General features: G+C 38.3%; 13 protein-coding genes. 7 read left to right on the forward strand and 6 right to left on the reverse strand.

The genetic code is table 11. From position 1 onward, the window contains the following. Positions 1-411 precede the first annotated feature (411 nt). Positions 412-2,094 carry a sulfatase gene (locus AC13EX_RS10560; protein ID WP_482892653.1) on the reverse strand — a complete coding sequence of 561 codons (1,683 nt, stop codon included), beginning with the start codon at positions 2,092-2,094 and terminating at the stop codon, positions 412-414. Between the two features lie 881 nt (positions 2,095-2,975). On the opposite strand from AC13EX_RS10560, the gene AC13EX_RS10565 reads away from it, so the two are divergent. From AC13EX_RS10565 to AC13EX_RS10575, 3 genes are all read left to right on the forward strand, one after another. Next, positions 2,976-4,178 (forward strand): glycoside hydrolase family 117 protein, encoded by a 1,203-nt coding sequence (locus AC13EX_RS10565; protein ID WP_482892654.1) that lies wholly within the window; start codon positions 2,976-2,978, stop codon positions 4,176-4,178. A gap of 108 nt (positions 4,179-4,286) precedes the next feature. Further along, positions 4,287-5,405, forward strand: a complete 1,119-nt coding sequence (locus tag AC13EX_RS10570) for a Zn-dependent alcohol dehydrogenase (RefSeq protein WP_482892655.1) — start codon at positions 4,287-4,289, stop codon at positions 5,403-5,405. A gap of 14 nt (positions 5,406-5,419) precedes the next feature. Continuing rightward, complete coding sequence (locus AC13EX_RS10575) at positions 5,420-6,223, forward strand: alpha/beta hydrolase (protein ID WP_482892656.1); 804 nt, start codon at positions 5,420-5,422, stop codon at positions 6,221-6,223. A gap of 21 nt (positions 6,224-6,244) precedes the next feature. Here the strand turns inward: AC13EX_RS10575 and AC13EX_RS10580 are convergent, their stop codons facing one another. Genes AC13EX_RS10580 through AC13EX_RS10600 form a run of 5 tightly spaced genes read right to left on the reverse strand, consistent with a single transcriptional unit; the run spans position 6,245 to position 10,307 of the window. Continuing rightward, entirely contained in the window at positions 6,245-7,372 is a 1,128-nt protein-coding gene (locus AC13EX_RS10580) for an XdhC family protein (protein WP_482892657.1), read from the reverse strand. Between the two features lie 4 nt (positions 7,373-7,376). Next, positions 7,377-8,573, reverse strand: coding sequence for a molybdopterin molybdotransferase MoeA (locus AC13EX_RS10585; protein WP_482892658.1), 1,197 nt, complete (start codon positions 8,571-8,573; stop codon positions 7,377-7,379). Positions 8,574-8,613: 40 nt separating this feature from the next. Continuing rightward, a complete protein-coding gene (moaA, locus tag AC13EX_RS10590; protein ID WP_482892659.1) occupies positions 8,614-9,648 on the reverse strand; it encodes a GTP 3',8-cyclase MoaA in 1,035 nt (344 codons plus the stop codon). Next, positions 9,635-10,048 carry a molybdenum cofactor biosynthesis protein MoaE gene (locus tag AC13EX_RS10595; RefSeq protein WP_048643539.1) on the reverse strand — a complete coding sequence of 138 codons (414 nt, stop codon included), beginning with the start codon at positions 10,046-10,048 and terminating at the stop codon, positions 9,635-9,637. The genes moaA and AC13EX_RS10595 overlap by 14 nt, the downstream gene beginning before the upstream one ends. A gap of 1 nt (position 10,049) precedes the next feature. Then, positions 10,050-10,307 (reverse strand): MoaD/ThiS family protein, encoded by a 258-nt coding sequence (locus AC13EX_RS10600; RefSeq protein WP_482892660.1) that lies wholly within the window; start codon positions 10,305-10,307, stop codon positions 10,050-10,052. Positions 10,308-10,819: 512 nt separating this feature from the next. Between AC13EX_RS10600 and AC13EX_RS10605 the strand changes: the two genes are divergently transcribed. From AC13EX_RS10605 to AC13EX_RS10620, 4 genes are all read left to right on the forward strand, one after another. Next, complete coding sequence (locus AC13EX_RS10605) at positions 10,820-11,407, forward strand: RNA polymerase sigma factor (protein ID WP_482892661.1); 588 nt, start codon at positions 10,820-10,822, stop codon at positions 11,405-11,407. A gap of 129 nt (positions 11,408-11,536) precedes the next feature. Further along, positions 11,537-12,550: a FecR family protein gene (locus AC13EX_RS10610; RefSeq protein ID WP_048643541.1), complete on the forward strand. Its 1,014-nt coding sequence runs from the start codon at positions 11,537-11,539 to the stop codon at positions 12,548-12,550. A gap of 48 nt (positions 12,551-12,598) precedes the next feature. Then, positions 12,599-16,060, forward strand: a complete 3,462-nt coding sequence (locus AC13EX_RS10615) for a SusC/RagA family TonB-linked outer membrane protein (protein ID WP_482892662.1) — start codon at positions 12,599-12,601, stop codon at positions 16,058-16,060. Positions 16,061-16,110: 50 nt separating this feature from the next. Next, the gene (locus AC13EX_RS10620; protein ID WP_339717638.1) at positions 16,111-17,643 is read left to right on the forward strand and encodes a SusD/RagB family nutrient-binding outer membrane lipoprotein; all 1,533 of its coding nucleotides are present in this window, start codon (positions 16,111-16,113) and stop codon (positions 17,641-17,643) included. Positions 17,644-17,926 lie beyond the last annotated feature (283 nt).

A 17,926-nucleotide genomic window follows, 5' to 3' on the forward strand; every position in this document is an offset into this window, starting at 1 on the left:
ATTAATTAAAAAATATTAACACAAATAATCAATTAACAATAATTTTTTCTCTTTTTAAAATAGATTCTCTTTTATTAAAAGATTCATAAATAACTGTAAATCAATAGTTTAAAGTAAAACTTTTAAAGTTATTTAGCCATTAAAATTTACGCTAGTAATGAGCTGTTTATTTCAGCTTAATTAAACCCGAAATATGCAATAGACAATCTATTACATGCTGAAATCGCTTCAAAATCAGCCATTTCGTTGCTGTTTTCAATTTCACCATAGCGGAGCTATGCTAAAATCTCCAAACAGTCTGATTGTCTTGCGATTGCAACACTTCCCGTAAACACGGGACAGGCTTCACCCCTGACAATGTCAGGGCGGAGAAATCCTATTACATAATCCGGGTTAAAGCATTTAATTCACTTATAAAATATCATTAAACAACACTTTGAATTCCTTATCCCTTACTTCATTGTCCGCATTGTAGCTTGGATTCAATGTGGGCCAGTACCGCTTGTCAATGTTTTCTTTTATCCATCCTTTTAACTTTTTGAATAACTCTTTGGTTTGCTCAGGAGAAGTTTTAGACAAGTCATTTTTTTCAAATGGATCATTTTCTATATCGTACAAACGTAACCTTCCATACCAATCAAATATAAGTTTGAAATTGCCTTCTCGGATAGCGGAATGTGGCGTCAATGGATAAGGTTCGAAAGGACTATTGTATATTACATTGAAAGGATAGTGCCAGTAATGACTTGTTTTGGTATAGCTATTCTTTTTGTTTTTACTGTCTGTTAACAGCCCCATTAAACTTTCACCATCCAAATCATTTGCAGCTACTATTTGTTTTGCGTTGTAGCCTCCAGCTTGCAGTAAAGTAGGATAGATATCTGTACAATCTATGGGTAGGTCTACCCATTGTCCCGAAGGGACATTGCCTTTCCATCGAAAAACCAAGGGAACTCTGATGCCACCTTCGGTAAGGCAGGCTTTTCCTCCCATGAAGGGATTATTGCTGGTACCATCACCTCTTGGAGTGATACTGGCATCAATTCCTCCATTGTCAGACATAAATACTACCAGGGTATTCTCTTCCAGACCTAAGCTGCTTAGTTTGTCCAATATTTTGCCCACGGAACGATCTAATCCTTTGATCATTGAGGCGTAGGTAGGGTCTTTATGGCCATTCCATCCTTTGGTATCTTTTCCCTCAAAATAACTGATTTCATCTGCTATGCCCTGATAAGGGGAGTGTATAGCGAAATGGGAAAAATACAAGAAGAATGGTTGCTCCTTGGTTTTAGCCCTTTGCTCCAAAAAATTCAAAGCCTGTGTGGTCAAATCATCTGTGAGGTATTCCTCAGAGCTTGGATTCCCGGCGTCTCCAATATCCAGTTTTTCAGGTGCCAGCTTAGGGAAAGTCTTATTGGTAGTATCATTCCATCGGTCTTTCCAATTAAAATAGGCCGATCCACCGGCATCATACCATGCCAATGGTTCAAATCCCTGATCTTCGGGTTGGTAGCCTTTTGCTCCAAAACCTCCAATATGCCATTTTCCAATAAAAGCCGAGTGATAATCTTCCAATGCCTCAGCTATAGACAATTCGTCCCATCCCTTGTCCAAGTCTGAACCTGTGGGGATGGCCGAATTGGAAATGCCATTTATCAAGGCTTGTTCTATCAGTATATTGTCCTTATGCTCTAATACATCATGAATATATTGCCCTTCAGGAACAGCTATATCCTGGTTATAATAAGTAGCCCTGGGCGGCATGGCAGTAGTAAAACCAAGCCTGCCTGCATATTTGCCTGTGAGTAGGCTTGCCCTGGTAGGCGAACACAGTTGGTTGGCATAGGCTTGAGAAAAAGCGGTGCCTTCGCTGATGAGTCTGTCTATGTTGGGCGTTTCATAAAACATTTTTGCCGTATCCGCACCTGTGAATTTTTGCGCATAGGTCTGGCTGTCCATGATCCCATAATCATCCGCTAAAATGAAAATTATATTGGGACGGCTTGCCACAGGTTTTTCGGCTTGTTTTTCTTGTTTCTGACAAGCGCAGCAAAGAAAGAGGGAGAGCGTTAAAAATTGTATTTTATTCATTTTATAGGTATTTGGGCTATTATATCGTCGTTTTGATCAGGATTAAACAATTCCTTTTTGATATTAAGATCGAAGTCTTTAATTCGACTTTAATTTATAGGCTAGTCTAAAAGTAGGGTTTTGATTTAATCAAACCATCCTGTGCAGTACTGGTAAAGGAATTGGCAATTGATTTAAAATTGGTTGGTAAAAAAAAGTATTGGATGTTGTTTTGCTTTTTTTTGAGAGCCAAGATGTCTGGGTGTAGTTTGCAACTATAGCCCAATATTTTTGATGACAAGAAATGGTAAAAATAGCTCGTAATCATAAATAATTCACTTCAAAAAGTCCTTTTCATTTCGGCACCAAGTCAGGTTTTCCAAAATAAAATCGCTATACCTTTTTCTTGTAAAAACATCAGCCTATCCTATCACCTGGAATTGAGGAAATAAGGCAATTCTTGATTTCTTATTTGATAGGCTTCTCCAATACCTTCAAAATAACTGATTATCATTAAAATGTCAATTAAATTGTTTTAAAGCTGTTTTACACGTATCCTTAGAGGTGACATTAGTTCTGAAATATATAAAGGTGTAGTTGCAAACACCTAGCGGGGATATTATGGGGAATAATTCAAAAGAATATACCTGTTTTAGCAGATGAAATTCGAAAATTGAAAGCTGGATAGAGAATAAATGATAAAATAGCCATAGTTTATTTTTTTTTAAAGCAGTGAATTTTTCATAAATCTAATTTTTACCCTGTAGTTGCAAACTTCCCTAGCGAAATTTTTAGGGTTCACTTTTTATTGACCAAATAAATAAGTGTAAATTAATGCCCTACATTTTCAGTTTTACTATTACTCTAAATTAACAATTGATACAAGCCCAAATAAATTAAATATGGATTTTAAACTACTTATTTATTGTGCACTAAGTGTGTTTTTATTTCAATCATGTCAGTCTACACAAAATTCTGAAAACCATAAAGAGGAGAATGAAATTGCAGTCAGCCCGGAGCAAATGGATAAATTGGGAATTACCAATGCGGAGCACCTAAGCGCCGCATCCAAGCGTGCACTGAATTGGCCGGATATTGGGAATGAATGGTTTATAGAATTCTCAAGTTTACAACCTTTAAAAGGGGATCTGGCCTATGAAGAAGGGATAGTTCGGAGAGACCCAAGTGCCATGCTATTTGAAAATGGTAAATACTATGTTTGGTACTCCAAAAGTACTGGACCAACGGATGGATTTGCCGGGGACATTGACAAAGACAAAGTATTCCCTTGGGATAGGTGCGATATCTGGTACGCGACTTCAGAAGATGGTTGGACCTGGAAGGAAGAAGGAATGGCGGTAGGCAGAGGGGAAAAAGGAGCCTATGATGATCGCTCGGTATTCACCGTTGAAATCATGAAGCATGAAGATATGTATTACCTGACCTATCAAACAGTGAAATCCCCCTACAATGTGCGGGTGAAAAATCAAATTGGACTAGCTTGGTCTGATTCACCTGAAGGCCCATGGACCAAAAGTGAAGAACCAATATTGAGTCCGGCAGACAATGGCATTTGGAAAGGAGAAGAACAGGATAGGTTTGCTGTAGTGAAAAAAGGGGACTTTGACAGTCATAAAGTCCATGATCCATGTATTCTTCCCTATAAAGGCAAATTTTACCTTTATTACAAGGGAGAACAAATGGGCGAGGAGATTACTTTTGGAGGTAGACAGATCCGGCATGGGGTGGCCATTGCAGACCATCCCAAAGGACCCTATGTCAAATCTCCTTACAACCCCATCAGTAACAGTGGACATGAGATATGTGTTTGGCCGTACAATGGTGGAATAGCCTCATTAATCACCACAGATGGCCCGGAAAAAAATACCATTCAATGGGCACCTGATGGAATCAATTTTGAAATTATGTCTTCGATCAAAGGAGCTCCTCATGCCATTGGCTTAAACCGTAGTGCGGATTCAGAAAAGGAACCAACTGAAATTCTTCGGTGGGGACTGTCCCATATTTACAATAACTCCGATTATCAAAGTATCATGCGTTTTTCTTCAGCCAGAAGAACCTCACACAAAGCCAAGGGAGAATAAGCACCAATAGCGGTACAGGAATTAGTAGATGTTAGATAAAATTATTCGTTTAGACTGCTATCTTTACCACTAGATTTATCCTTACTATTATCCCAAAACGAGCTCACCATGTCAAATACTTCTAAAAGTGCTGTAGCCAAAGGGGACGGGACTTTTATTATTTCCCAGGTCAACCTTTCTGATCCTCAAGAAGACGAAGTCTTAATCAAAATGAAAGCTGCAGGACTTTGCCATACAGATTATGATTCACTCAATTGGGGAAAGCCTCTTGTAATGGGTCATGAAGGGGCGGGAATCGTAGAAAAAATTGGATCAGCCATAAAGGAGCTCAAAGTAGGGGATCAGGTGATTCTTAATTGGGCAACCCCTTGCATGCATTGTTTTCAGTGTCAGGAGGGGAATCAGCACATTTGTGAGAACAATTCACCTGTTGTAGCCGGAGCAAATGGACATACTCCCGGTCATGCAAACCTAGAGAGTAGCCAATGGAACGGAAAAAGCATTGAGCGTTCATTTAACCTGGGTACCCTAAGTGAGTATGCACTTGTGAAAGAGGCCGCAGTGGTGAAAGTGGATGAACCTGGACTTAATTTTTCGGCAGCAAGCATAGTGAGTTGCGGTGTGATGACAGGTTTTGGCTCTGTTGTAAATGCGGCAAAGGTGGAAGCAGGAAGCTCAGCTGTTGTTTTAGGTTGCGGAGGAGTTGGCCTGAATGTGATCAACGCCTGTAAAATTTCAGGAGCAGCGAAAATTATCGCAGTAGACGTCAACCCTACAAAGTTGGTATTGGCAAGAAAATTCGGGGCAACTGACACTATTTTGGCGGACAAGGAGGACATAGGTTTGTTGTTGGCTGCTAAAGAAGTAAAGGAATTATTAGGAGGCCGAGGCTCAGATTATGCTTTTGAGTGTACAGCCATACCTGCCTTGGGTGCCGCACCTTTGGCCATGGTTAGGAATGCTGGAACAGCGGTTCAGGTGAGTGGAATAGAAGAAGAAATAAGTATAGACATGAGGCTATTTGAATGGGATAAAGTCTATATCAACCCTCTTTATGGCAAATGTAGGCCACAAATTGATTTTCCAAAAATCATGAAACTTTACAATAAGGGTGAATTGATGCTGGATCAGATGATCACCCAGGAATATGCGCTGGAGGATTTACAACAAGCATTTGATGACATGCTAGCAGGAAAGAATGCAAAAGGAGTCATCGTTTTTAAGTAAAATTAGCTTATCCTATGAGTAGTTTCAGAACCAGTGAATTGTCTGACAACACTTTTGGAATGGACGGTTTGCGCTTTCTCACTGTCAAAACGCCAAACCTTAAAGGGAGGGGAGACATTTGTCTATTTATACCTGATGGAACAGATGCACTTGCCGATCTGCCCATTTATATTTTGCTCCACGGTGTATACGGGAGCTCCTGGGTTTGGGCATTGAAAGGTGGCGCTCACCATACAGCCAAAAGGATGATGGATTCCGGTGAAATCCGGCCAGCCATTCTTGCCATGCCTTCCGATGGGCTATGGGGAGATGGCTCTGGTTATTTGAGGCATAAGAACAGGGATTTTGGTCAATGGATCGTCTCTGATGTGCCAAAAGCTGTCTATGAGAATATTCCCTCTGCAAGCGAGAAATCTCCACTTGGAATAGCCGGCCTATCTATGGGAGGATATGGTGCTTTAAGATTGGGTACCGAATTTTCGGAAGTTTTCAAAGCCATATCTGCACACAGTGCCATCACTAAATTTACCGAAATGGAGGGGTTTGTAGAAGAGCCTATGGATGCTTACGATCTAATGAATGAAGACAATGATGTAATCGATTCAATAAGAAAAAATGCCCAATCTATTCCCGCCTTGCGCTTTGACTGCGGTAAAGAGGATGAGCTGATTGAAGGCAATCGCTTACTACATGCTCAATTGCTGGAATTGGGTGTTCCTCATGAATATGGGGAATTTGATGGTGCTCATGAATGGCCCTATTGGCAGAAACACTTAGAAAACACCTTAAGGTTTTTTGATCGAAACTGTCAAAAATAATAATATCAATAAATGACAGTATCAATTGTCATGAATAGGACCGTTTTTTGACTTGAGGTAGCCTCCTTTATTTCCACTCATTACCGCCTTGATTTCTGACATAATGGACAAGGCAATTTCTTCTGGGCTTTCTGCTCCAATATCCAGACCCATAGGGCCGAAAATTAATTCTTCATCCTTCTTTTGAATCGCAATTCCATGACTTTGTAACTGGTCTATTAACTTCAATAGCTTTTTTTTAGGCCCTAATACTCCTATATATGGACATTTATAGGGGTACAAACCTTCCAAAATTGCAAGATCATAATTGAAGTTATGGGTCATTAGTACCACAGCCGTCTTATTGTCTACTTTCAATTGGTCCACAATCTCTTCTCCCTTACCTATCAGAAGTTCACTAGCTTCGGGAAAGCGCGTAGCTGTAACCAAGTCACTTCTACCATCAGCGATCGTGATTTCCCAGCCCATTACTTTGGCTAATTTCACCAAGGGAATAACATCATTCCCAGCACCCAATAGGTTTAGCTTTATAGCGGGCAGCATACATTCTACAAAGGCTGTATAATTGGAGTTCTTTATGGGGAGAATAATAGATTTATTGGATGCTAAAACCGTCGTAGCTTCATTAAGTACAAATGCTTTGATTTCAGCCTCTAATTGGTTATAAGGTTTACTATAAGTCATGGCCTCTTCCTGAAAGAGGAGAATGGTTCCGTGTTGGTCATTTCTTTTGTTTTTTATATCAAACAAGGTGACAAGAACCTTTGATTCCCTGTTTTTAACGGAGGATTTGAGCAGTTGGATGGGGTTATTCTCATAACTTTCATCAATCGGTTCTATCAAAATGTGAATGATTCCATTGCAACCTAAACCAATCCCAAATTTAGCATCATCATCATCAGTAGTGTCGTAGGTGACCAACAATGCACGTTGCTGAAAGATCACCATTTGTGCCTTTTTTAAAGCATCTCCCTCCAAGCATCCTCCTGAAATAGCACCTGTTAGGGCACCGTTTTCTGTAATTAGCATTCTAGCCCCTGGTTGGCGGTAAGAAGAGCCATCGACCTTTACAACTGTAGCCAATGCAGTTTTTTCATTGTTCTGTCTTGCCGAATCATAAGCTTTCAGGATTTCTTTTATTTCTTTCATTCGACTAAAAGCTGTTTTGATGAAAGTAAGTGATAGGGTATAATTCTCCTTTTTTAAACTCATCCTGCTCCGACGGAAGACTCAAAAATGCATTTGCTAATGCCAAGTGAACCAAGTCTCCTGAGCCTGAGTTTGCAATTGGATTGGCCATTGTTTTACCATTTTCATGGCTGGTTTTCACCAATAAATGATTGGTAAGAGGCTTTTTGAAAACAATGTCTTTGGTTAAATAGGCATATTTAGGGGTTAGGGTAATCCCTAAATGTTGATTGAGCCATAATTTAAAGTAAGCATGAAAGCAAACCAAGGTAGAGGTTGGATTTCCTGGAAAGCCAAAAACACATTTTGTGCCTTTAGTACCAAATAAAAAAGGTTTTCCGGGTTTTTGTTTTACCCCATGAATGTGGATTTGAAGGCCTAGTTCCTGAAAAACCACTGGTAGATAATCATATTTCCCCTTGGAGACAGCTCCGGAAAACAGCAATACATCAAATTCGTCAAGTAGTTGTTTTATGGCCGATGTAAGCTTTGCTTTGTCATCTGGTAGGTGGGTCGTTTTTGCTTCTACATTCAGCTCTTTCAAGGCTGCTTGAAGCATGTAAACATTGGACCTTCTTATTTGGTGGGGCAGGGGTTCACTTTCTATAGGAACTAATTCATCTCCTGTAGAACAAATCATGACTTTCGGCAATTTCACCACTTTTACCTGTGTATTTCCTGTAGTGGCCAGGATTCCCTTGACCCCCGGTTGGATCCATGTTCCTGAAGGTAGCAATAAATCTCCTTTTTTAGCATCTATACCTTTTCTATGGGTGTTTTGGAAGGGCTTATGAGCCATTGAGTCCAATTTTGCAATTCCATTTTGTATTGTAACCTTTTCATAAGGAATCACACAATCGGTATGGTAAGGCAAAACAGCACCAGTCATGACTTCAATACAATTCTCTGGATTTTTGAGTGTTTTCTGTTCCTGTCCTGCAGCTTGTATGGCTTCGATAAAAAAACTTCGCTGCTTCAATAATTGCCGGCTATCAATGGCTATTCCATCCATAGCTACACGGTCAAATGGTGGTGCATCCCTGTCGGTATAAATACCCTCTGCCAGCATTCTATTCAAACAGATTTCGAATGCTATGCTTTCTGTTCCACCTTTTGTACTGTGTTCTAAAATAATATTTTGGGCTTCTGCTACGCTAATCATTCAGTTTGATTTATCTTCACAATAATTCATAAAAGAGCTTTTACCCTCCTAAAAATGACATGGATTCTTTCGAGCCATCAGGAATTTGCTTTTCAGCTTCAAAACCGTCTTTTTCTTTACCTGCCACAGCCAAAAGAATGGCTGTTTTAAGTGCCTCTTCTCCAGCACCACTTCGTAATACATCCCTAAGGTTGCTTACAGGTGGTCCATATAAACAAGTTCTTAATTCTCCGGTAGCGGATAGCCTTATACGGTTGCAAGTGCCACAAAAAGTTCTACTGAAGGCGGGGATGATGCCAAAACTTCCCATGTAACCAGGTACCTTATAATTTACAGAGGTACTATTTGATTCATCTGTTATCTTTTGTATTCCGGGAAATTGAGCTTCAATATAATTGTAAAGGGCCTTGTAGTTCCACTCAGGAACTTCAAATTTATCGGTTCCATTAAAAGGCATTTCTTCCAGAAACCTAACTGACAATGGATGTTTTTCCGTCAGTTTAATAAAAGGTACAATGTCCTCGATGTTCTTTTTTCCATCGATCACACAGTTCAGCTTAACAATGAAATTCTGGTCCAATAATTCTATAATGCAGGCCATTACTTCATCAAATTTGTCTCGCCTTGTAATTTCATGAAACCGCTTTCTATCCAGGGAATCCAAAGAAATGTTTATTTTATTTACCCCAAATTTGGCCAGTTTTCGGATCTGCGCTTTACTAATTGAACCATTGCTAGTTAAGGTTACCTCTTTGAGTCCTTTGTTGTTCGAAAGCAGTTCAATAAAATCAATGATTCCTTTCCTTACAAAGGGTTCACCACCTGTAATTCTAATTTTTTTAACCCCAAGATTTACGAAGATCTTTGTGAGATAATCAAGCTCTTCATAAGTTAGCAAATCTTCCCGATGCACGAAATTCATTCCCTCTTCAGGCATGCAATAATAGCACCTAAAATTACAGCGATCAGTAACTGACAACCTTAGATAATCTAGTTTTCTGCCGTATTTATCAATTAGCTCTTGCTGCATAGATTGTTGTTGGGATTTTGAGGCCCTTAGGTTATGGATGTGCATTTACCCACACCGTTTGATCGGTAAAATATTCTTTTTTCCAAATTGGAACTGTCTTCTTAAGCTCATCGATAAGAAACCTACAGGATTCAAATGCATCTTGCCTGTGGGCAGAAGAAGTACCAATAACTACTACCGGATCTCCTATTTGTTTCACTCCTAAGGCATGGACGATTACTATTTTTTTTAAGGGCCATTGTTTTGTTGCAATTTCCGCCAATTTGTTCATCTCTAAAATTGCCATAGGTTCATAAGCTTCAAATTCAAGTTTTACAACATCTTTCCCTTGGGCATGGTTTCTTACACTCCCTATAAATAGGTCCATTCCGCCTGCCTCAGGGTGTTGAAGCCATGAGTAAATATCATTTAGCTCAATCTGATCAACCAGTTTAACTTGTATCATATCATCCTCCACTTACTGGTGGGATTAAAGCAATTTCTTTTGCATTGGTCAAGGATAAACCGTCCTCTGCGTATTCAAGGTCAACAGCAATACCGATACTTCCTAGATTGCCCATCTTGGGGTATTTACTTAAGAGCCATTTTTTTAGATCCATAACCGTAGTGATGGAGGGATCTTCTGGTAAATCCAGCTCTCTCTTTCCAACAATATCCTTAGAAATTCCGAATAATTGAATTTTCATGTCTTTGGTTGTAATCATTGATCCAATTTTAAAATTAAGCATAAGGGATTGATAAAGCATAGCAAATGACTATAATATTGACAGAAAAACTTGAATGAGAACAATCAAAATTTATTGTGGATTTTTTGGTGATCGCTTTTTTGCCGTCCTATTGGAATTTAAATCAAAGGTTTTAGTTGGTTGTATTGATCTTTTTCTAAGGAATAATTTCGGAAAAAGTATTGAAAACTTTTCATCTAATTTATTGATATGCAATGCATAGAATAAATTTAAAGCCTTGTGGATAAAAGAAATATATTTACAGAAAATGATTTTTTTAGTTATATATTTAGCTATACCTACTTTCTTATTAATTAATTTTTACTAAAATATCTTAAAATATATAAATTTTTGACCAAATACTGATTATTCTTTAAATTTTTTAATCTACAATATTTTGTATAATTAGTTTTATGAAGTGTGGTAAAATATTGTGTATTTATAGAAAAATTCATTACTTGTATAGTGATGTATTAAAAATAACTTAATCAATGGATAAAAAACTATCCGTTCCAAAGCTTGTAGGCTTGTTGCAGAACGGAGATCAAAAAGCCTACGATGATCTATATAAGCTATTCACTCCAAAAATTTTAAATACATGTAAAAAAATGTATCTAAACCAGCAGGATGCCGAAGAGGTCGTTCAAGAGGTGTTTTTAAAAGTTTGGATAAAAAGGGCTGATTTAGACAATACCTTGTCATTTAACGCCTACCTATTGGCAATCATGCGTTCGCTGATATTTAAACGATCCAGGAAACAGGCCCTGGATATTGCCTACCAAAAATACAATGTTCAATTTCTCCAAAAAGTGGACAATAGTACAGAGGAATCGATCTTTTATGAGGAGATTAAGTCCTTTTCTACCAAGGCCATTGCTTCACTTCCCAAAGGCCAACAAGAGGTGTTTTCACTAAAATTCTCAGAACAGCTCACAGCAGATGAAATTGCTGAGAAACTTCAAATATCCAAAAGAACAGTGGAAAATCAATTGTATAAGGCAACTAAAAAACTTAAAAAACAATTAATTTCAAATGAATTGATCCCTTATGAACTTCTGTTCATGTTGATAATTTATTAATACAAACAATTATTCATTGCTGATTTTTTAAAATGCAATTTATTTAGTAAAAAAATAGGTAAAATTAAGAGTATGCGTAAGTAAATGTAGGTAAGTAAGGATATATACCATATAAACCCAAATGTGCTAATGGATAACTTTACCAGAAAGTGGCAGAAATTTCATGAAGGCAGTCTTTCTAAGAAAGAAGCTGTTGAGTTTTTACATTTTCTAGAAAGTGATTTGGGTAAAGCAAAATTTGAAAGCCTCTTAACGAAAATTTGGACGGATCAAGGAAGAATTAATCCTCAAGAATCAAGTCCCCTTTCCAATCCTTCTTCCAGCTTAAATAATAAAAAGGATAATTTTTTCAAAAAATTCACTTCCTATGATATTTCAAGGATCGGCACCCTCTTTAAATATGCAGCCTGTTTGTTGGCTTTTTTCTTATTGCTGAAAAACATTTACCTCTTACCAAACTTCTCAATTAATACTACCAATGAAGGGTCTGAAACGGTATGGGTTACAAAATCAAACCCTAAAGGAGTAAAATCCAGGATACTTTTACCCGATGGTACAAGGGTTTATTTAAATGCAGAAAGTCAAATTAAGTATTCCAATAACTTCATCAAAAACAGGTTTGTAATCCTAGATGGGGAAGCATTTTTCGATGTTATTGAAGATAAAAATCATCCCTTTATTGTCGAGGCATCCCATATCAAGACAACGGTTTTAGGTACCTCTTTTAATGTCAATTCACATTATCCGGAATCGGTTGAAATTGGCCTTGCTACTGGTGCTTTAAAAGTAACCAATTCGGCTACAGGAAAAGAGCTCTTATTGGCCCCAGGGGAAGCAAGTAGAGTTGTTGATGACAACAGCAAGATGGAAAAGTACAAAGTTGATCCAGAACAAATTGCTCAATGGAGAAAAGGGGTCCTTTTCATAAATAATGAAAAATTTGACAGGGTTATAAAAAAATTAGAGAACTGGTATGGGGTTCATATCACTGTCATTGGTGACAGACCTACAGGTACTTGCAGTGGAACCTTCGAAAAAAACACCTACCTGAGTAATGTTTTAAACGTACTGGCACATGCCTTAAATTTTAGCTATGAAATAGATAAGAAACAAGTAACAATTAACACAAATAATGATAGATGATTAAATAGGTAATTAATAAAATTAGTTCTAACCAATACCCAAAATCCCATGAAACAAGTTTTATTTAAAAAGTTTAATGCCCTAAAATTTAGATTTCTAATAATAGGGTTGTTAAGCATAATCACAATGCTTCCTGCAATGTCTGCCAATACTGCCAAGAGTATTGAAGATGTAAAGATCAAATTGGACTTCCGTGAAGGGAATTTAAAGGATCTCTTAGGTAATATAGAGAGTAAAACCGACTATAGGTTTTTTTACACCGATAAAGCAATTGTAGACAAGGATGTGCTTACCCTTGGTCGTAACAAAGGTACAGTTGCTGATATCTTAAAAGACCTCGCCCGGTTAAAAAACCTACATTTCAAGCAGGTAAATAACAATATCAGTGTTAAATTTTTGGAAGATAAAGCAAAGAACAAAGATGTTGAGATTGTTATCAATGAGGCCGATATTAATGTCAAAGGAAAGGTTACAGACAATAATGGAGAACCTATTCCAGGAGTAGCCATTGCTGTTGTTGGAACTACTATTGGTACAATAACCAATATTGATGGTGAGTTTTCTTTAACGGCACCTGAGGATGGGCAGTTGATGGTTTCTTATATTGGTTTTAGTAGCCAAAGAATCCAAATCAATTCCAGGTCGATTATTAATGTCACCTTAGAAGAGTCAATTTCTGGACTTGAAGAAGTGGTAGTAACTGCTTTGGGTATAAAAAGAGAAGCTAAAAGCTTAGGTTATGCCACATCTACAGTAGAGTCCGATGAAATGACGATTAACAGAACGCCTAATTTCATCAATTCACTTCAAGGGAAAGTACCAGGAGTAAACATTACCTCTATGGGTTCTGGACCACAGGGTAGTAGTAAAATCAGGATCAGGGGTGTCTCTTCCTTTGGAGGAAATAACTCTCCTTTGATTGTGGTGAATGGGGTTCCCATTGACAATACCAATTTTGGAGTAAGTGGGGATGTTTCAGAAGTAGGAAGCAATAGAAAATCAGATAGTGGTGATGGTTTAAGTAGTATTAATCCTGATGACATTACTTCAATGTCTGTTTTGAAAGGAGCCGCAGCTTCTGCTTTGTACGGTGCCAGGGCTAAAGATGGGGTAATTATGATTACTACCAGAAATAGGGCATCGGGATCAGGAATTCAAATAGAGCTTAACACCAATTATACAAATGATACACCACTAGATTTTACAGATTATCAGTATGAGTATGGACAAGGAGAAGGTGGCATAAGACCTAACTCTCCACGACCGGTTTCAGGGGTTTGGAGTTTTGGGGAAAAGATAGAGCCAGGAATGACCCAAATACTATTTGATGGTGTAGAAGTTCCTTACACGGCTCAGCCTAATAAAATTAGAGATTATTACAGAAATGGCTCTACACTTTCCAATACCATTACCCTTTCTTCAGGTGGTGAAAATGGTGGTTTTAGCCTTTCAGTTTCTAATATGGACAGTAAGGCCATCTTGCCTGGCTCCAATTACAATAGGAAAACCATAAACCTAGGCTTTACTCAAAACATAAAAAAATTAACTGTCTCTGGAAATATCAACTATTCTAAAGAGGATAGAATAAACCCACCCAATATAGCAGAGCAGGATTTTAGCCCAGTGGTCATCTACACCTTAGCGAGTTCCATGCCATTGTCATTATTAGAGCAATATGCCTTTGATGAAAACGGTGATGAATTTCCCTATTCCAGATTTACTAACAGAACCAATCCTTATTTTGCACTTTCAAGGTTTGAAAACAACATTAGGGATAGGGTTTATGGTAATGTAACGGCCAAATATGACATTACAGATTGGTTGTATGTTCAAGGAAGATTTGGACAGGATTTCTATTCCAGAGATTCAGAATACAACCTACCTACAGGATCGCAAAGACAATCCTCCCCACCTCCAGGATTTGTAAACGGTCAATATGTACAAGATATAAGAAGATTTAGAGAAGTTAATACCGATTTCCTTATAGGAATGAACAAGACATTTGGAGACTTTGGCTTGATGGTTAATCTTGGAGGAAACCAGATGTACAGAAGGCTGGATGTAAATACCCTTTTGGGCGAGAATTTTTACACCCGTGATCTTTATACAATAGGGAATGCAAGTAAAATCACCACAAATTATAGTATTTCTGAAAGACAGGTTAATTCCTTGTATGCGAGTTCTGAATTGTCATGGAAAGGTTTCCTTTATTTGAATGGAACGGTTAGAAATGACTGGTTTTCTACCCTTTCTCCAGCCAATAGAAGTATCGTCTACCCATCTGTTACAGGAAGTTTTGTCTTCTCACAGGCTTTTGAAAACCTGCCAAATTGGATTTCTTTCGGAAAGGTTAGATTGGCCTATGCTGAAGTAGGTAGTGATACAGATGTTCAGCCTTATGCCAATAACCTATTCTACAATATCAATCAACAACAATTCCCCAATTCTAATGGCGTTGCGCAACCGGTAGGTTCTGTAAGTGGCTCCGTAGTTCCAAATTCCAATTTAAGGCCAATGAGGGTTACTGAAAAAGAAATAGGTTTGGAATTGACACTATTTGATAACCTTCGTTTTGAAATGTCCTATTATGACAAGTTATCTTCAGACCAAATTCTTCAAGCACAGATATCTGATGGATCAGGCTATCTTAATCAATTGATTAATGTAGGAGAAAGTGAGAACAAAGGTTTGGAAATGTATGCGGCTATATCTCCGATAAAAACTTCAGATTTTGAATGGAATTTTGGAGCCAATGCTTCTTATAATAAATCCAAAGTACTAAGTCTAGGTGATGATGTAGAAGGAACTTTTATCACTGTAGGTTTAGCAGAATTTCATGGAGAATTAAGACAGGAAGTTGGCAAGCCTATGGCCCAATTGTATGGGTGGGGATACCTTAGAGATGATCAGGGCAGACAAATCTTTGATCCGAACAGTGGACGTCCATTAAGATCTAATGAACAATTGAATTTTGGTTCAGCCATTCCTGTATGGGTTGGAGGATTTACCAATAGCTTCAATTATAAAAAACTTAGCTTTTCCTTCTTGATAGACTTTAAATTGGGACATAAATTGATCTCAGGAACCCATACAAATGCTTATAGGCATGGATTGGATAAAGCCACACTAGTTGGAAGGGATGTGGGATACGTAGTAGGTGATGGTGTAAATCCTAATGGAGAGGTTAATACAGCTCAAGCTCCTGTACAGACCTTTTATGAGACCATTCGTTCTGGAAGAATGTCTGAGCAATCTGTTTTTAATGCAGGTTCTTGGCAGCTTCGCCAGTTAACTCTGGGCTATGACTTAAGTAGCTTGATTCCTCAAAATAACTTTGTTAAAGGATTGAAATTTAATGTTGTTTCTAACAATGTAGCTGTGATAAAAAAGTGGGTGCCACATATTCATCCTGACCAAAACGGTATTATCTCAGATAATAGTGCTGGTTTGGAAGCTACCGGATTACCTATTACAAGAAGTATTGGGTTCAATCTAAATGTGAAGTTTTAATGGCTTTACGACATCCAATCAACCATGAGTTACAATTAAATTTATCAGAGATGAAAAAGTCAAAAAAATCATACATCTATCCCTTTATTTTACTGTTCATTTTATTCTCCTGCGATTCGGGCTTTGATGAAATGAACACTAACCCTGTTCGGCTTACTTCGATAGACCCTGCGTTTCAATTGAATCAGGCCATAATCTCTAGTTCTCCTGGCTACAATAACTTGACTTATGAAGTAACTATTGTCAGACAAATGATTACTCCCTTTCAAGGGGTAGGAACTGGAGGCAATTTAAATCAAGACAATAGAGCAGCCACAGAAGGAAACTGGAACACGGGTTATCGTACCGTATTGAAAAACCTAATCGATGGTTTGGCCAGGCTGGAATCCATGCCAGAAAGAACTAATCTTAAACATATTCTTCAAATTTGGAAAGCACATACTTTCATGACCTTAACCGATACCTATGGAGACATTCCTTATTCAGAAGCTGGTAAAGGATACATTGATGGTTTGGTTTTTCCAAAGTATGATTCTCAAGAAAGTATCTATGCTGGAATATTAAGTGACCTAGAAGCCGCAGTGCAAGGTCTTGATGCATCTAAGGATGCAATAGGGCAGGAAGTAATGTACAGTGGAAATGTGGAACAGTGGAAGAGGTTAGGGAATTCTTTAATGCTTCGTGCTGGTATGCGACTTTCTAAAGTCGATCCTACTTCCGCTGCTTCTTATGCCAGCAAAGCAGTTTCAGGTGGTTTGATGCAGTCAAACGATGACAATGCCGTTGTCCGACACAATGCAGATTATAGAAATGGTGTAGGTACAAACCTTAATGGAGGACAAGCACCTTTTTACTATCTGGATCAAGAATTTGTTGATTTCCTTCAAGACAACAACGACCCCAGATTGACTTCTATCGGGGTAAGGTATATTGGTGCGCTTAGCGGTAATGACCAAGTTGAAGAAAATGCCAATAGGGATTTTGATGCCCAGGTCGGAATGCCTCAGGGCTATGACAATACCACCATTATTCCTGTAGTAGAGGATGCAGGTTTGGCGAGCTTGTTTGATTATACACAATTGGATAGAAGTAGGATGGGAAATCCTGAAGCACCAAATTTTCTAGTAACCTATTCTCAAACATTGCTTTTATGGGCAGAAGCTGCTTTTCGTGGCTGGGCCCCTGGGGATGCCGAACAATTGTACCATGACGGTATAAGAGCACATATGGAACAAATGGCATTGTGGGGCAATAATATGGCTATTTCTTCTAGTGAAATCGATGCTTACATAGCTGCCCATCCATTGGAAGCTGGTAAAGAACTTGAGCTCATTAATACTCAGTATTGGATGTCCTCTTATCTAATTGGCCATGAAGCATGGGCAAACTTTAGAAGATCAGGTTATCCTGACGTAGATCCTAATCCTTACCCAGGTAGTGACCTTAAAGAGGAAGACTTTATCAGAAGACTAACCTATCCTGATTCCGAGTTAACTGTCAATAAAGAAAACGTAGATCTTGCCACCAGTAGAATGGGGCCGGATATTCTTGATACAAGAGTTTGGTGGGATGTGAAACAATAAACATTTCAATTACACAGATGGGTACCTATTGAGTTTTGTAATCAAAGGAAAATCCTTCGGATGGTGATTGGGTTTCAGTACAAGTATTGAAATGAGATATATTAACCCGGATTATGTAATAGAATTTCTCCGCCCTGACATTGTCAGGGGTGAAGCCTGTCCCGTGTTTACGGGAAGTGTTGCAATCGCAAGAAAATCAGGCTGTTTGGAGATTTTAGCATAGCACCGCTATGGTGAAATTGAAAACAGCAACGAAGTGGCTGATTTTAAAGCGATTTCAGCA

Source organism: Cyclobacterium sp. L-R (genome assembly GCF_056859355.1).

Coding starts and splice junctions, on each gene's coding strand:
- AC13EX_RS10560 (WP_482892653.1), bottom strand. CDS start 2,094: ATGAATAAAATACAATTTTTAACGCTCTCCCTCTTTCTTTGCTGCGCT.
- AC13EX_RS10565 (WP_482892654.1), top strand. CDS start 2,976: ATGGATTTTAAACTACTTATTTATTGTGCACTAAGTGTGTTTTTATTT.
- AC13EX_RS10570 (WP_482892655.1), top strand. CDS start 4,287: ATGTCAAATACTTCTAAAAGTGCTGTAGCCAAAGGGGACGGGACTTTT.
- AC13EX_RS10575 (WP_482892656.1), top strand. CDS start 5,420: ATGAGTAGTTTCAGAACCAGTGAATTGTCTGACAACACTTTTGGAATG.
- AC13EX_RS10580 (WP_482892657.1), bottom strand. CDS start 7,372: ATGAAAGAAATAAAAGAAATCCTGAAAGCTTATGATTCGGCAAGACAG.
- AC13EX_RS10585 (WP_482892658.1), bottom strand. CDS start 8,573: ATGATTAGCGTAGCAGAAGCCCAAAATATTATTTTAGAACACAGTACA.
- moaA (WP_482892659.1), bottom strand. CDS start 9,648: ATGCACATCCATAACCTAAGGGCCTCAAAATCCCAACAACAATCTATG.
- AC13EX_RS10595 (WP_048643539.1), bottom strand. CDS start 10,048: ATGATACAAGTTAAACTGGTTGATCAGATTGAGCTAAATGATATTTAC.
- AC13EX_RS10600 (WP_482892660.1), bottom strand. CDS start 10,307: ATGATTACAACCAAAGACATGAAAATTCAATTATTCGGAATTTCTAAG.
- AC13EX_RS10605 (WP_482892661.1), top strand. CDS start 10,820: ATGGATAAAAAACTATCCGTTCCAAAGCTTGTAGGCTTGTTGCAGAAC.
- AC13EX_RS10610 (WP_048643541.1), top strand. CDS start 11,537: ATGGATAACTTTACCAGAAAGTGGCAGAAATTTCATGAAGGCAGTCTT.
- AC13EX_RS10615 (WP_482892662.1), top strand. CDS start 12,599: ATGAAACAAGTTTTATTTAAAAAGTTTAATGCCCTAAAATTTAGATTT.
- AC13EX_RS10620 (WP_339717638.1), top strand. CDS start 16,111: ATGAAAAAGTCAAAAAAATCATACATCTATCCCTTTATTTTACTGTTC.